The organism is Pseudomonas sp. GM78, from assembly GCF_000282475.1.
GTDB lineage: Bacteria > Pseudomonadota > Gammaproteobacteria > Pseudomonadales > Pseudomonadaceae > Aquipseudomonas.
Map to the genome: position 1 here is coordinate 1 of NZ_AKJF01000096.1, position 14492 is coordinate 14492.

General features: G+C 59.6%; 13 protein-coding genes. 6 read left to right on the forward strand and 7 right to left on the reverse strand.

The annotated features are described in order from the left end of the window. Positions 1 to 971, reverse strand: a 971-nt coding sequence (locus tag PMI35_RS15375) for a putative porin (protein ID WP_008060086.1), incomplete at its 3' end; no start/stop codon positions are given. A 282-nt stretch (positions 972 to 1253) separates the two neighbouring features. Here PMI35_RS15375 and PMI35_RS15370 point away from each other — a divergent pair. Continuing rightward, entirely contained in the window at positions 1254 to 2378 is a 1125-nt protein-coding gene (locus PMI35_RS15370) for a GNAT family N-acetyltransferase (RefSeq protein WP_008060088.1), read from the forward strand. A 122-nt stretch (positions 2379 to 2500) separates the two neighbouring features. Here the strand turns inward: PMI35_RS15370 and PMI35_RS15365 are convergent, their stop codons facing one another. The 4 genes from PMI35_RS15365 to PMI35_RS15350 all read right to left on the reverse strand — a co-directional run bounded on the left by PMI35_RS15365 (position 2501) and on the right by PMI35_RS15350 (position 6728). Then, the gene (locus tag PMI35_RS15365) at positions 2501 to 4333 is read right to left on the reverse strand and encodes an ABC transporter ATP-binding protein (RefSeq protein ID WP_008060090.1); all 1833 of its coding nucleotides are present in this window, start codon (positions 4331 to 4333) and stop codon (positions 2501 to 2503) included. Positions 4334 to 4425: 92 nt separating this feature from the next. Beyond that, positions 4426 to 4983, reverse strand: coding sequence for a peptidylprolyl isomerase A (locus tag PMI35_RS15360; protein ID WP_008060092.1), 558 nt, complete (start codon positions 4981 to 4983; stop codon positions 4426 to 4428). Positions 4984 to 4986: 3 nt separating this feature from the next. Next, on the reverse strand, positions 4987 to 5790 hold the full coding sequence (locus PMI35_RS15355; RefSeq protein ID WP_008060094.1) for an alpha/beta fold hydrolase: 804 nt from the start codon (positions 5788 to 5790) through the stop codon (positions 4987 to 4989). Between the two features lie 14 nt (positions 5791 to 5804). Continuing rightward, a complete protein-coding gene (locus PMI35_RS15350; RefSeq protein ID WP_008060097.1) occupies positions 5805 to 6728 on the reverse strand; it encodes a LysR family transcriptional regulator in 924 nt (307 codons plus the stop codon). Positions 6729 to 6778: 50 nt separating this feature from the next. Here PMI35_RS15350 and PMI35_RS15345 point away from each other — a divergent pair, with 50 nt between their 5' ends. The 4 genes from PMI35_RS15345 (at position 6779) to PMI35_RS15330 (ending at position 10704) form a co-directional block, all read left to right on the forward strand. Then, complete coding sequence (locus PMI35_RS15345; protein ID WP_008060099.1) at positions 6779 to 7093, forward strand: hypothetical protein; 315 nt, start codon at positions 6779 to 6781, stop codon at positions 7091 to 7093. Between the two features lie 150 nt (positions 7094 to 7243). Beyond that, the gene (locus tag PMI35_RS15340) at positions 7244 to 7843 is read left to right on the forward strand and encodes an FMN-dependent NADH-azoreductase (protein WP_008060100.1); all 600 of its coding nucleotides are present in this window, start codon (positions 7244 to 7246) and stop codon (positions 7841 to 7843) included. A 229-nt stretch (positions 7844 to 8072) separates the two neighbouring features. Further along, on the forward strand, positions 8073 to 8939 hold the full coding sequence (locus PMI35_RS15335; protein ID WP_008060101.1) for a carboxylate/amino acid/amine transporter: 867 nt from the start codon (positions 8073 to 8075) through the stop codon (positions 8937 to 8939). A 121-nt stretch (positions 8940 to 9060) separates the two neighbouring features. Next, entirely contained in the window at positions 9061 to 10704 is a 1644-nt protein-coding gene (locus PMI35_RS15330; RefSeq protein WP_008060102.1) for an acetolactate synthase large subunit, read from the forward strand. 137 nt (positions 10705 to 10841) lie between these two features. Here the strand turns inward: PMI35_RS15330 and ycaC are convergent, their stop codons facing one another. Continuing rightward, positions 10842 to 11474, reverse strand: a complete 633-nt coding sequence (ycaC, locus tag PMI35_RS15325; protein WP_008060104.1) for an isochorismate family cysteine hydrolase YcaC — start codon at positions 11472 to 11474, stop codon at positions 10842 to 10844. 137 nt (positions 11475 to 11611) lie between these two features. Beyond that, a complete protein-coding gene (locus PMI35_RS15320) occupies positions 11612 to 12910 on the reverse strand; it encodes a mechanosensitive ion channel family protein (protein ID WP_008060105.1) in 1299 nt (432 codons plus the stop codon). A gap of 193 nt (positions 12911 to 13103) precedes the next feature. Between PMI35_RS15320 and PMI35_RS15315 the strand changes: the two genes are divergently transcribed. Next, positions 13104 to 14444 carry a DEAD/DEAH box helicase gene (locus PMI35_RS15315; protein ID WP_008060106.1) on the forward strand — a complete coding sequence of 447 codons (1341 nt, stop codon included), beginning with the start codon at positions 13104 to 13106 and terminating at the stop codon, positions 14442 to 14444. Positions 14445 to 14492 lie beyond the last annotated feature (48 nt).

The window sequence follows — 14492 nt, forward strand, 5'->3', positions numbered from 1 at the left end:
GGCAGGCCGCCGATGTCGATCTGGCTGAAACCTTCCCACAGACGGAACTCTTCGCCCGGGCTGTTACCGTTGACGGCCAGTGCGCATGGCGTGGTGGTGGCGGTGCAGACGCTGTCTTCGTCGTTGTCGTAGTTGTAGAGACTGCCGCCCACGGTCATTTTCAGGTTGTCGGTAATGGCGAAACGCGCACCCAACTGGCCAGCGTACAAGCGCAGGTCGTGCTTGAACTGCACGCCATCGCCGTCGACGTTGTCCTTGAGGGTGTAGTGACCGGCGCTACCGAACAGTTCGGTGTTGCCCAGCGGGTATTTGTAAGTCAGGGCCAGGCCTTCCGGGTTGACGTCGCTATCCCAGATGATGTCGCCCATGCTCACCCATGGCTGCAGCATCTTGCCGCCGATCACGTGCAGGTTCTTGATGGCGTCGGGGTGGTAATCGACGTAACCCAGGTCCAGCCAGATCTGCTTCTTGTCGAAGTAGTTGTTCAGGTCCTGGTTGGTGGAGCGAGCGTCGTCGCTGCTGCCGGTGGCGATACGGATGCCGGTGTCGACTTGCGGGTTGATTTCGCTGTACGCACCCAGGCGGGCACGAATGCGCTGGCGATCCTGGTCCTTGTTGTTGGAAACGCCATCGTTGTGGACGTTTTCCTGGCGGAAACGCACGTCGCCCTTGAATTGGGTCTTGGCCGCCCACGCCAGTTTCTGGTCGAAGGTGCTCAGCTCGTTGGTTTTCTTCGCGGTGGCCGCGATCTGCTCGTTGGTTTCTTGCTGGGCCTGACGAGCGATTTGCTGGTCTTTCTGATCCCGTGCCAGCTCGGCTTGCAGTTCGGTGTACTGGGCGTTGGTAATCGAGCCGTTAGCCTTGAGCATGTCGAGCAGTTTGGCGTCGACTGCAGCGCTGGCAGGAACACTCATGGCCAGCAACAGGCCGCCACACAAGGCCGCCGCAGTTTTCGTGGAAGCAAGACGCATATCAATCTCCGAAGATGAGAGTGGATGGCTGAACCATCCTGGGCACAACCGACCATGGGGTGGACGGAAAACAGTGGCCGGATATAACCCGGCGCTCTAAAAACAGGCGCCAGTATCGCGATGGTTTATTACAGTGCGGTGGCAATGTGATGGCATGTCTGTGACGATGCACAGTCGTTGCGAACTATTGATCTAGAGCGCTGTCGTCGAAATGCCCGTGTGCAAAGCACACCGATAGGCGATACTCGCGGGGCTTTCACACCATGAAGAGTGAGGATGGTGATGCCGTTGCAACGCCTGCAAAACCTGTCGGAAATCGACCCGCAAACGTGGGACGCGCTGGTACCCGAGAATCAGCCCTTTCTGCGTCACGGGTTTCTCGGTGCGATGGAAGACAGTGGCAGTGTCGGTCCCCATTCCGGCTGGCAACCCGAACATTTGTTGCACATCGAAGGCGATCGGCTGATTGCTGCGATGCCCAGCTACCGCAAGTGGCATTCCTACGGCGAGTATGTGTTCGATCACGCCTGGGCCGACGCCTGCGAGCGCGCTGGCATCGACTACTACCCCAAACTGCTGACTGCCGTACCGTTCAGCCCGGTCAGCGGCCCGCGCTTGCTGGCGGCCAGGGTCGAAGACGGTTTCGAACTGCTCAAGAGCCTTCCGGGCTACCTGGAGATCGAACAGCTCTCCAGTGCCCATATCAACTTCAGCGACCCGTTCACCGACGCCGCACTGGCCGAACAACCGGGTTGGCTGCAGCGCATCGGCTGCCAGTACCACTGGCAAAACCGCGGCTATCGGGACTTCCAGGATTTTCTCGACGTACTCAGTTCGCGCAAACGCAAGCAGATGCGCAAGGAACGCGAGCAAGTGGCCGGGCAGGGGATCGAATTCGAATGGCTCGAAGGTCGGCAAATGACCGAGGCACAGTGGGATTTTGTCTATGCCTGCTACGCCAACACGTACGCGGTTCGCCGGCAACGACCTTACCTCACGCGAGAGTTTTTCAGCCTGCTGGCCGAGCGCATGCCGCATGCGATTCGAGTGGTGTTGGCCAAACAAGGCTCACGCCCGGTGGCGATGGCCTTCAGCCTGGTCGGTGGCGACAGCTTCTACGGTCGTTATTGGGGCTGCCTGGCGGAGTTCGACCGCCTGCATTTCGAGACCTGTTTCTACCAGGGTATGGACTATGCGATTGCCAACGGTTACCAGCGCTTCGATGCCGGCGCCCAGGGCGAGCACAAGTTGATTCGCGGGTTTGAACCGGTGATTACCCACTCCTGGCACTACCTGCGCCATCCCGGGTTGAAGGCTGCGGTCAAGGATTTCCTGCGTCAGGAACGCCTCGGCGTACTGGCCTACGCCGAGGACGCGAGGACGGCCTTGCCCTATCGCCAAACCTGAACATCGCACCGTTTCCTGTTGGAGCGAGCCTGCTCGCGAAGGCGGTCTATCAGCCGACAAATGTGTTGTCTGACACTCCGTCTTCGCGAGCAGGCTCGCTCCCACAAAGGTTCCGGTGATGCTCAGTCGATCCCGACGAACCCCCCCGTCTGGTGCTGCCACAACCGCGCATACAAACCGCCGTGGGCCAGCAGTTCGGCGTGAGTGCCGGTTTCGGCGATCCTGCCGTTCTCCAGCACCACCAACCGGTCCATCCGGGCGATGGTCGAAAGCCGGTGGGCGATGGCGATCACGGTCTTGCCCTGCATCAGGGTTTCGAGGCTTTCCTGGATCGCGGCTTCGACCTCCGAATCCAGGGCCGACGTCGCTTCGTCCATGATCAGGATCGGCGCGTCCTTGAGCAGCACGCGGGCGATGGCGATGCGCTGGCGCTGGCCGCCGGAAAGCTTCACCCCGCGCTCCCCGACGTGGGCATCGAAACCGCTACGGCCTTCGGCGTCCGACAACAGCGGGATGAACCCGTCCGCCCGGGCCTTGTGCACCGCCTCCCAGAGTTCGGCATCGGTGGCGTCGGGCTTGCCGTAGAGCAGGTTGTCGCGGATCGAGCGATGCAGCAGGGAGGTGTCCTGGGTAATCATGCCGATGCGTTCGCGCAGGCTTTCCTGGCTGACGTCGGCGATGTTCTGGCCATCGATGAGGATGCGCCCGCCTTCCACGTCATACAGGCGCAGCAGCAGATTCACCAAGGTCGATTTACCCGCACCGGACGGACCGATCAGGCCGATCTTTTCGCCGGGCTTGATGGTCAGGTCGAGGCCGCCGATGATCCCGCTCTGCTTGCCATAGTGGAAGTCGACGTCTTCGAAGCGTACCTCGCCACGGGCCACGGCCAGGGGTTTGGCCTGGTCGCGGTCGGTCACGCTGACCGGTTGCGAGATGCTCTGCAGGCCATCCTGGACCATGCCGATGTTTTCGAAGATGCCGGTGACCACCCACATGATCCAGCCGGACATGTTGACGATGCGGATCACCAGCCCGGTCGCCAGGGCAATGGCGCCCACGGTGATCAGCGACTGCGTCCACAGCCACAGGGCCAGCCCGGTGGTGCTGACGATCAGCAGGCCGTTCATGCTGGTGATGACCACGTCCATGCTGGTGACGACACGGCCGGCCAGTTGGGCTTTTTCGGTTTGTTCCTTGATCGCTTCGCGGGCGTACTGCTGCTCGAAGTTGGTGTGGGCAAACAACTTGAGGGTGGTGATGTTGGTGTAGCCGTCGACGATCCGCCCCATGAGTTTGGAGCGCGCATCAGAGGCCACCACCGAGCGATCCTTGACCCGTGGCACGAAGTAGTAGAGCGCGCTGATGAAGGCGATGATCCAGGTCAGCAGCGGGATCATCAGGCGCCAGTCGGCTTCGGCGAACAGCACCAGCGAGCTGATGGCGTAGATCAGCACGTGCCACAGCGCATCCACCGCCTGCACCGCCGAATCGCGCAGGGAGTTGCCGGTCTGCATGATGCGCTGGGCGATACGCCCGGCGAAGTCGTTCTGGAAAAAATTCAGGCTCTGCTTGAGCACGTAGCTGTGGTTTTGCCAGCGGATCAGGCTGGTCATGCTGGGGCTGAGGGTCTGGTGCACCAGCAGGTCATGCAGGCCGACGAATACCGGGCGCAGGACCAGTGCTACCACCACCATCCAGGTCAATTCAACGCCGTGTTCCTTGAAGAAGTCGGCGTTGGGCGTGCCCTGGGCCAGGTCGATGATGCGGCTCAGGTAACTGAACAGCGCCACTTCAATCAGTGCGCCGACCAGGCCGACGATCAGCAGGGCGGCAAAACTGGGCCAGACCTGCTTGAGGTAATAGGTATAGAAGGGCAAGACCCGATCCGGCGGTGCGGCTGTCGGGGCATCGCGGAAGACGTCGATCAGTTTTTCGAAGCGGCGATAAAGCATCGGTTATTCACCCGCGAACGGGCTCTCCTTCAACGGTTTGAGCGTTGCCGGCAACGCCGGCAACGGCTCGGACATCCTTGTCCAGCTTAGTCTCAGTCGATGCGCTTGGCCGACTTGATGAACACAGGGTCCGCGGGCACATCCTTCATGCCGCTACGTACGGTGGTTGGCGAGTTGACGATGATGTCCACCACGTCCATGCCCTTGACCACCTTGCCGAATACCGCGTAGCCATCACCCTGGTCGAGGAAATCGTTGTCCTTGACGTTGATGAAGAACTGGCTGGTGGCCGAGTCAGGTACCGACGTACGCGCCATGGACAGGGTGCCACGAACGTTGACCAGGCCGTTCTTGTGCTCGTTCTTGATCGGCGCCTTGGTTTCCTTTTGCTGCATCTGTTGGGTGAAACCGCCGCCCTGGACCATGAAGCCCGGAATCACGCGGTGGAAAATCGTGTTGTTGTAGAAGCCGCTGTCAACGTACTCAAGGAAGTTCTTGGTGCTGATCGGGGCCTTGACCGGGTCCAGTTCGATTTCGATCTGGCCATTGGTGGTGTCCAGTAGCACGTGCGGCGCCTTGGCAGGCGTTGCTGCCATCAGGTTGGCGGCAAACAGAACGGAGCCAGCGGCGAGGGCGATTTTTTTCAGCATGGGTCAGTGATCCTGATGGGTGGTGTCGACTGCGGTGAGAAACTCGAGCAGCGTCTGGTTGAAGCGTTCGGGCTGGTCCAGCGGGGTGGCGTGACGTGAATCTTCGATCACTGCCAGCCGCGCATTCGGCAGCAGCCTGACGTAGTTTTCCTTCAGCGCGACCGGCGTGTAGTCGCGGTCGGCGCTGACGATGAGGGTTGGACAGGTGACCTTCGAAAGTCGTTCCTGAACCCCCCAGCCAACAATGGCATCGAAGCTTGCGAGATAAGCATGTTTGTCGTTTTTTGCCCAGCGTTCGGCCATCTTTTGTCGCAAATCGGCCTGCCCGGGTTTGGGGAACAGCTTGGCGCCCAGGGCTTTGCCGATGCTGTGAAGGCTCAGTACACGCATCAGGCTCCAGCGCTTGAACCACTGCCAGTAATCGTCGCGGCTGCGCAACTTGACCTCGGGCGCGCTATTGACGATGCACAGGCTCTTGAGCAATTGCGGCTGATCCACGCCCAGTTGAAAGCCGATCATGCCCCCCATCGACAACCCTACGTAGTGGGCGGGCCCCAGGTTCAGGTGCTCCATCAGCGCCACCAGGTCGGCGCTGAACCCGGCGATGCTGTAGCGCTCGCGGGGTTTGTCGGAGCGCCCGTGGCCGCGCACATCCGGGACGATCACCCGGTAGCGGGAGGCCAGCGTCGGGATCTGTTCTTCCCAGTCCAGGGTACTGGAACCCAGGCCGTGGACCAGCAGCAACGGCGTGCCGTGGCCATATTCCTCATAGTGCAGGTTGCAACCTTCGTGTTCGAAATAGGCCATGCATTACCTCCGTGTCAGGCTTGTTCTGGGGCGGCGAACGGTGCGTCCAGTGGTGCAGTGTCGAACGTGCGCAGCAGTTCGACAAGAATCTGCGTCGCCGGGCCGAGCGGTTTGTCCTTGTTCGAATACAGGTAAAAACTCGGGTTGCGGCTGCCACCCTGGTCCAACGGTAGCAGCTTGAGCGTACCTTCCTTGAGTTCCCGTTCGATCATGTGCCTGGGCAACCAGGCGAACCCCAGGCCGCTGCCGACGAAGGTGGCGGCGGTGGCCAGGCTGCCGACGGTCCAGCGTTGTTCGGCACCGAGCCAGCCGACGTCCCGTGGTTGCTGGCGCCCGGAGTCGCGGATGACCACTTGCAAGTGACTTTCCAGGTCCTGGAAATTCAGTTCGCGATTGAGGCGGTGCAGGGGGTGTTCCGGATGGGCGACCGCGACGAACTCGACATCGCTCAGTTCCGCGCCCAGGTAACCGGGAATGCTGAAACTGCTGATGGCCAGGTCAGCCACGCCTTCGAGCAGGACCTCCTCCACACCCGACAGCACCTCTTCACGCAGACGCACGCGACAGCCACGGCTTTGCGGCATGAACGCGGTCAGCGCGCGCACCAGGCGGGCGCTCGGGTAGGCGGCATCGACCACCAGGCGCACTTCGGCTTCCCAGCCTTGCTCCATGTGATGGGCCAGGTCTTCGAGCTGACTGGCCTGTTTCACCAGTTGCCGGGAGCGGCGCAACAACACGCCGCCAGCCTCGGTGAGTACCGCCTTGCGCCCGTCGATGCGCAACAACGGCACGCCGAGCTGGTCTTGCATGCGCGCCACGGTGTAGCTGACCGACGATTGCGAGCGGTGCAGCGCTTCGGCGGCCTGGGCGAAACCGCCGTGGTCGACCACGGCTTGAAGCGTTCGCCATTGATCAAGGGTCACGCGGGGCGCTTTCATGATGGGCTCCTGTTGTCCTAAGCTGCGCAGTTCTTATTGGAGACTGCTGAATGAAAAAAATGTGTTGTGCGTTACTGGCGATGTTGCCGTTGACTGCGTTTGCTTACCCCATCGACGTCCAGAAAGAGCTCAATGGTTTGAAGATCGACTACACCACCTATGCCTCCGATTACGACATGGGCTCGATCACCGTGAACAACTACGGCGACACCGCTGCCGAATGCGCGGTGGTGTTTCGCAACGGTCCCGAATCGCCAAAGACCCGCAGGGTCAATCTGGACGCGGGTAAAAGCGCGGATCTTTCAGCCAAGTTCAACCGCAAGATCATAAAGCTGTACATCAGCATGACCTGCAAGCCGAAATGACATTCAGCGGAGCACGCCAATCGCTGATGCTCCGCTTATAAACGAATTTCTTGATCGGTTATAGCAGTTATTTGCGCTTTTTCATCGATATGACTCTGTTTAACCTTCACTCCATCGACTTACAGCATTCTCAGATGGAGCCTACAACCCATGTCCCGCGTTCTGATCATCGAAAGCAGTGCCCGCCAGCAAGACTCGGTTTCCCGTCAACTGACCCAGACCTTCATCAGCCAGTGGCAAGCCGCGCACCCGGGCGATCAGATCACCGTGCGTGACCTGGCGGTCAACCCGGTGCCGCACCTGGACATCAACTTGTTGGGCGGCTGGATGAAGCCCGCCGATCAGCGCAGCGACATCGAACAACTGTCCCTGGAGCGCTCCAACCAGCTGACCGACGAGTTGCTCGCCGCCGACGTGCTGGTGATGGCAGCGCCGATGTACAACTTCGCCATCCCGAGCACCCTCAAGGCCTGGCTTGACCATGTGCTGCGTGCCGGCGTGACCTTCAAGTACACCGAAACCGGTCCGCAGGGTTTGCTCAGTGGCAAGCGCGCTTATGTACTGACTGCTCGCGGCGGCATCTACGCTGGCAGCACCGCGGACCACCAGGAACCCTACCTGCGCCAGGTCATGGGCTTCATTGGCATCCACGACGTGACGTTCATCCACGCCGAGGGCATGAACCTGGGCGGCGACTTCCAGGAGAAAGGCCTGAACCAGGCGAACGCCAAGCTTTCCCAGGTGGCCTGAGCCGTTAATCGCCAGATAATCACCGGATGGTCTAGTGACCTGGCGCGCAACCCTTCAAGCCTGCACGCGCATCGAACCTCCCTTTGCACTTGTTGCTCCTGAGTGCTCTTGCCCGATTGAACGCTTTAGCGAGATCGGGCTTTTTTTTGCCTGGGTTTTTGTATCGTTTGACTGTTCGCGATAACCGGCAAAACCCGTTATCTTCGCCGGCATTCAAAACGAGGCGAGCATGGGCTATCTACTTTTTGTCACGCTGATCCAGGCGTTTTCCTTCAGTCTGATCGGCGAGTACCTGGCAGGTCACGTCGACAGTTACTTCGCGGTGCTGATACGCGTGCTGCTGGCAGGGTTGGTGTTCATCCCACTGACCCGCTGGCGTTCGGTGGAACCGGCGTTCATGCGCGGCATGCTGCTGATCGGCGCACTGCAATTCGGTGTGACCTACGTCTGCCTGTACCTGAGCTTTCGCGTGCTGACGGTGCCGGAAGTGCTGCTGTTCACCATCCTCACGCCGCTGCACGTGACCCTGATCGAAGACGCGTTGAACCGCCGCTTCAATCCCTGGGCCCTGATCGCGGCACTGGTGGCGGTGGCGGGGGCGGCGGTGATTCGCTTCGACCGGATCAACCCGGACTTCTTCATGGGTTTCCTGCTGTTGCAGCTGGCCAACTTCACCTACGCCGCCGGCCAGGTGCTGTACAAACATCTGGTCGCACGTCATCCAAGCGATTTGCCGCATTACCGGCGTTTTGGCTATTTCTACCTGGGCGCCTTGGCGGTGGCGTTGCCGGCGTTCCTGCTGTTTGGCAAACAGAACTTCCTGCCTGAAGCACCGTTGCAATGGGCTGTGCTGCTGTTCCTCGGCCTGGTGTCGACCGCGCTGGGGCTGTACTGGTGGAACAAAGGCGCCTGCCTGGTGAATGGCGGGACGCTGGCGGTGATGAACAACCTGCATGTGCCGGTGGGGCTGCTGATCAATCTGTTGATCTGGAATCAGCATGAGGAATTGGGGCGGTTGTTGCTGGGTGGGTCGGTGATATTGATGGCGGTGTGGATCAGCCGGTTGGGTGTCCGCCAGCCAGTCATCGCACACTGATCCCTCGGCATGCGCCAACGGCCGACTATCATTCTAGCGTGCGCCCTCAAATTGACGGCCTGCAAAAACAGAACGCTGTTGCATTTTATTTTTTTCCGCCGAGCGTAGGTGAGACAAGAAAATGGCCAAAGCTGCCGATGTGGTTGTGCAATGCCTGGAAAGTGAAGGTGTCGAGTATGTATTCGGCATCCCCGGCGAGGAAAACCTCGACCTGCTTGAATCCTTGCGCAAGTCGACTATCAAGCTTGTGCTCACGCGTCACGAGCAATCCGCCGGCTTCATGGCCGCCACTTACGGCCGCCTCACGGGTAAGACCGGCGTCAGCCTTTCGACCCTCGGCCCGGGTGCAACGAATCTGGTGACGGCCAGCGCGTACGCCTATCTGGGCGGCATGCCCATGATGATGATCACAGGCCAGAAGCCGATCAAGAAGTCCAAGCAAGGCCGTTTTCAGATCATTGACGTCTGCGGCATGATGGCGCCGATCACCAAGTACACCCACCAGTTCGCCTCGGCAGACAACATCCCGGCGCGGATGCGTGAAGCGTTTCGTCTCGCTGAAGAGGAGAAGCCCGGAGCCGTCCACCTGGAGTTGCCGGAAGATATCGCCGCCGAGCAAACCGATAGCATGCCGATGCCGCGGAGCCTGCACCGCCGGCCATTGGCCGAGCACAAGGCTGTCGAGGCCGCTGTCGAGAAGTTGCAGAACGCGCGCAGTCCAATCCTGGTGATCGGCGCGGGTGCCAACCGCAAGATGACCGCCAAGGTGTTGAAGCAACTGATCGACGATACCGGCATTCCCTTTATTACCACCCAGATGGGCAAGGGCGTGGTGGATGAGCGTCACCCGCGTTTCCTCGGCAATGCCGCGCTGTCGTCGGGAGACTTCGTGCACCGCGCCGTCGAGGCCGCCGACCTGATCGTCAATATCGGCCACGATGTGATCGAGAAGCCGCCATTCTTCATGGTGCGTGGCGGCACTGAAGTCATCCACATCAACTTCCGCTCCGCTGAAGTCGACGCCGTGTATTTCCCGCAGATCGAAGTAATCGGTGATATCGCCAACGCCGTCTGGCAGATCGGCGAAGCGCTGAGCGATACCAGCCATTGGGATTTCACACGGTTGATGGCGATTCGTGATGCGAACGAAGCCCAGATTATCGAGGGGGCGGACGACAACAGGTTCCCGGTTTACCCACAACGTCTGGTTGCCGACATTCGTCGGGTGTTGCCGTCCGAGGGCATCGTTGCCCTGGACAATGGCATCTACAAGATCTGGTTTGCCCGCAACTACAAGGCCCACAAGCCCAACACCGTACTGCTGGACAACGCGCTGGCGACCATGGGGGCGGGTCTGCCTTCCGCGATGGCTGCACATTTGGTGTACCCGGATCGTCCGGTGATCTCCGTGTGCGGGGACGGCGGCTTCATGATGAACAGCCAGGAGCTGGAGACAGCGGTTCGCCTGAACATGAATTTGACCGTGGTGATCCTGCGGGACGACGGCTACGGCATGATCCGCTGGAAGCAGGCCAATATGGGCTTCACCGACTTCGGCCTGGATTACAGTAACCCCGATTTCGTGAAGTACGCCGAGGCCTATGGCGCCAATGGCCACCGCGTGGAGAGCGCCGAGGGTTTCCTGCCGCTGCTGGAGCACTGTGTGAAGACACCCGGTGTGCATGTGATCGACTGTCCTGTCGATTACAGCGAAAACGACCGCATCCTGAACATGGAGTTGCGCCAGCGTAGCGCTGCCATTTGATCTTGTCGCGAGATTTGTTGACGAGCTCGTATACCTGATCGCGAGCAGGCTGAAGCATTGAAGCTGTCAGGTTCAAGTACAAAAGGGCTCTTCAAGGGCCCTTTTGTTGTGTGCGTCTTCTGGATATCAATGACCAATCAAGCTTGGCGCGCTGCCATTGCCGAGTAGCTGTTCATCAGGTTGCGGTAGTTCGGGATGCGCTGGGACAGCAGGTTGCCCAGGCCTTCTATGTCGTTGCGCCAGTCGCCCTGCAATTCGCAAGCGACCGAGAACCAGTTCATCATTTGAGCCCCTGCCTGGGTCATACGGTTCCAGGCAGCCTGTTGTACGGTGGTGTTGAAGGTGCCGGAAGAATCCGTGACCACGAACACTTCAAAGCCTTCTGCGAGGGCGGACAATGTCGGGAAGGTCACGCAGACGTCAGTCACCACACCGGCGATGATCAATTGCTTGCGACCGGTCGCCTTGATGGCCTTGACGAAGTCTTCGTTGTCCCAGGCGTTGATCTGGCCAGGTCGGGCGATGTAAGGCGCGTCCGGGAACATCTCTTTGAGTTCGGGTACCAGTGGGCCGTTGGGGCCTTGTTCAAAGCTGGTGGTGAGGATGGTTGGCAGCTCGAAGAACGTTGCCACGTCGGCCAGTGCCAGTACGTTGTTCTTGAATTCGTTGGGCGAAAAGTCTTGAACCAGGGAAATCAGGCCAGTCTGGTGGTCAATCAACAAAACTACGGCGTCGTCTTTGTTCAGGCGGTTGTAGGTAGCGTTGCTCATGATGAATTCCTTTCGAGGTGGGTGAGTGGCGTCGTTCAACATGAGCACAGATTAGAGTTTGCGATGAGGCAGAAAAAGCCGCTGAAAAGCGTTTAACTGTCAACCTGGAAGAGACAATCTGGATTGGGTTTGCGCTGCTACATGATGTGTTTTTCGGACTCCGGCATATGGCTCGCGCCCAACACCGCCGGCAACAAGCCAGCCCGCAAATCCCCGCCACTCGGCTGCTGATAAAGGCTCAAGCCAAATTCCGGCAACACCGCCAGCAGGTAATCGAAAATATCCCCCTGGATCCGCTCATAATCGGCCCACGCCGTGGTGCGCGTAAAACAGTAGATCTCCAGCGGAATACCCTGCGCGGTTGTTTGCATCTGCCGAACCATGCACGTCATGTTCGGCTGAATTTCTGGATGGCTCTTGAGATAGGCCAGCGCATAGGCGCGAAAAGTGCCGATATTGGTCATGCGCCGGCGGTTGGCCGACATCGCCGCGACATTGCCCTGGGCTTCGTTCCAGGCCTTGAGTTCGGCCTGTTTACGGCTGATGTAGTCCGTCAGCAGATGCACCTGGGCGAGCTTCATCTCCTCATCATCGCGGATGAATCGCACGCCACTGGCATCAATGAACAGGCTGCGCTTGATCCGCCGGCCACCGGACTGCTGCATGCCGCGCCAGTTCTTGAATGACTCGGACATCAGGCGCCAGGTCGGGATCGAAACGATGGTCTTGTCAAAGTTCTGCACCTTGACCGTATGCAGCGTGATGTCCACCACATCGCCATCGGCACCGACCTGTGGCATCTCGATCCAGTCGCCGACCCGCAGCATGTCGTTGCTGGTCAGCTGCACGCTGGCGACGAACGACAGCAGGGTGTCCTTGTAGACCAACAGGATCACCGCCGACATGGCGCCCAGGCCCGACAGCAGCAACAGCGGCGAACGGTCGATCAAGGTGGCGACGATGACGATCGCGCCAAACACGTACAACACCATTTTCGCCAGTTGCACATAGCCCTTGATCGAGCGGGTGCGGGCGTGTTCGGTGCGGGCGTAGATGTCCAGCAGGGCATTGAGCAGGGCCGTGATCGACAACAGCAGGAACAGAATGGTGAACGCCAGCGCCACGTTGCCGAGGAAAACCATCGCGGTTTTACTCAGCTCCGGTACCAGGTGCAGGCCAAACTGGATTACCAGCGACGGTGTGATCTGTGCCAGGCGTTGGAACACCTTGTTGTGACGCAAGTCGTTGATCCAGTGCAGCGCCGGCTGGCGGCCCAGTATTTTGCTGGCGTGCAGGATCAGGTAGCGCGCCACTCGTCCGAGGGCCAGGGCAATGACCAGCAATACCATGAGTGCCAGGCTGGCGTGCACGATAGGGTGCTGGTCAAGGGCACCCCAGAGGTCTTGGGCATTGAGCCAGAGCTGTTTGATATCCATGGGCAAAAAAGATTTCTTCTAGGGAACATGAGGGACGATTAGAGCATTTAAGACGCTTTGTATTACCGTCGGTGACAAATCGGGCAATAAAAAAACCACTGTTTACCGCCATTTGTATAAAGAAACTCGGCCTACGCGCTCGAAACCGGTACCCTATGCAGCTGTTTTTTTGTATTTCTTCGAGGTAGCACCCGTGTTTTCCGAATTCGCCTTGCACGAACGCCTGCTCAAAGCCGTGGCCGAGCTGAAATTTGTCGAGCCAACGCCTGTGCAAGCAGCGGCTATTCCGCTGGCGCTCCAAGGGCGTGACCTGCGGGTGACAGCGCAAACCGGTAGCGGCAAGACCGCTGCATTCGTTTTGCCGATCCTCAACCGCCTGATCGGCCCGGCCAAGATCCGCGTCAGCATCAAGACCCTGATCCTGTTGCCAACCCGCGAGCTGGCCCAGCAGACGTTGAAAGAAGTTGAACGCTTCTCGCAGTTCACCTTCATCAAGTCCGGCCTGATCACTGGCGGTGAAGACTTCAAGGTCCAGGCCGCCATGCTGCGCAAAGTGCCGGACATCCTGATCGGTACGCCAGGGCGGATGATCGAGCAACTGAACGCCGGTAACCTCGACTTGAAAGAAGTCGAAGTGCTGGTGCTCGACGAAGCCGACCGCATGCTCGACATGGGTTTCGCTGAAGACGTGCAGCGTCTGGTGGACGAGTGCACCAACCGTCAGCAGACCATGCTGTTCTCCGCCACCACCGGTGGTTCGGGCCTGCGCGAGATGGTCGCCAAGGTGTTGAACAACCCTGAGCACCTGCAGCTCAACGCGGTCAGCCAGCTGAACGAGACCACCCGTCAGCAAATCATCACCGCTGACCACAACCAGCACAAAGAACAGATCGTCAACTGGCTGCTGGCCAACGAGACCTACCAGAAGGCCATCGTCTTCACCAACACCCGCGCCATGGCCGACCGTATCTACGGCCGCCTGGTGGCCCAGGAATACAAGGCGTTCGTGCTGCACGGCGACAAGGACCAGAAGGATCGCAAACTGGCGATCGACCGTCTGAAGCAGGGCGGGGTGAAAATCCTCGTGGCCACCGACGTTGCCGCTCGCGGCCTGGACGTGGACGGCCTGGACCTGGTGATCAACTTCGACATGCCACGCAGCGGCGACGAGTACGTACACCGTATCGGTCGTACCGGCCGTGCCGGCAACGATGGCCTGGCCATCTCGCTGATCTGCCACGGCGACTGGAACCTGATGTCGAGCATCGAGCGCTACCTCAAGCAGAGCTTCGAGCGCCGCACCATCAAGGAAGTCAAAGGCGCCTACGGCGGACCGAAAAAGGTCAAGGCCTCTGGCAAGGCTGTCGGCGTGAAGAAGAAAAAGACCGACGCCAAGGGTGACAAGAAAAAAGTTGCCGCCAAGACCCCGACCAAGCGCAAGAGCGTCAATCGGCCGAAGAGCGATTCTCTGGTCAGCAAGGACGGCATGGCCCCGCTCAAACGCCGCAAGCCGGAAGCGCCGGCTGCTGAATAAGCGCTTCGGTTAGCCCAATAAAAACCCGGACAGTGTTCGGGTTTTTTT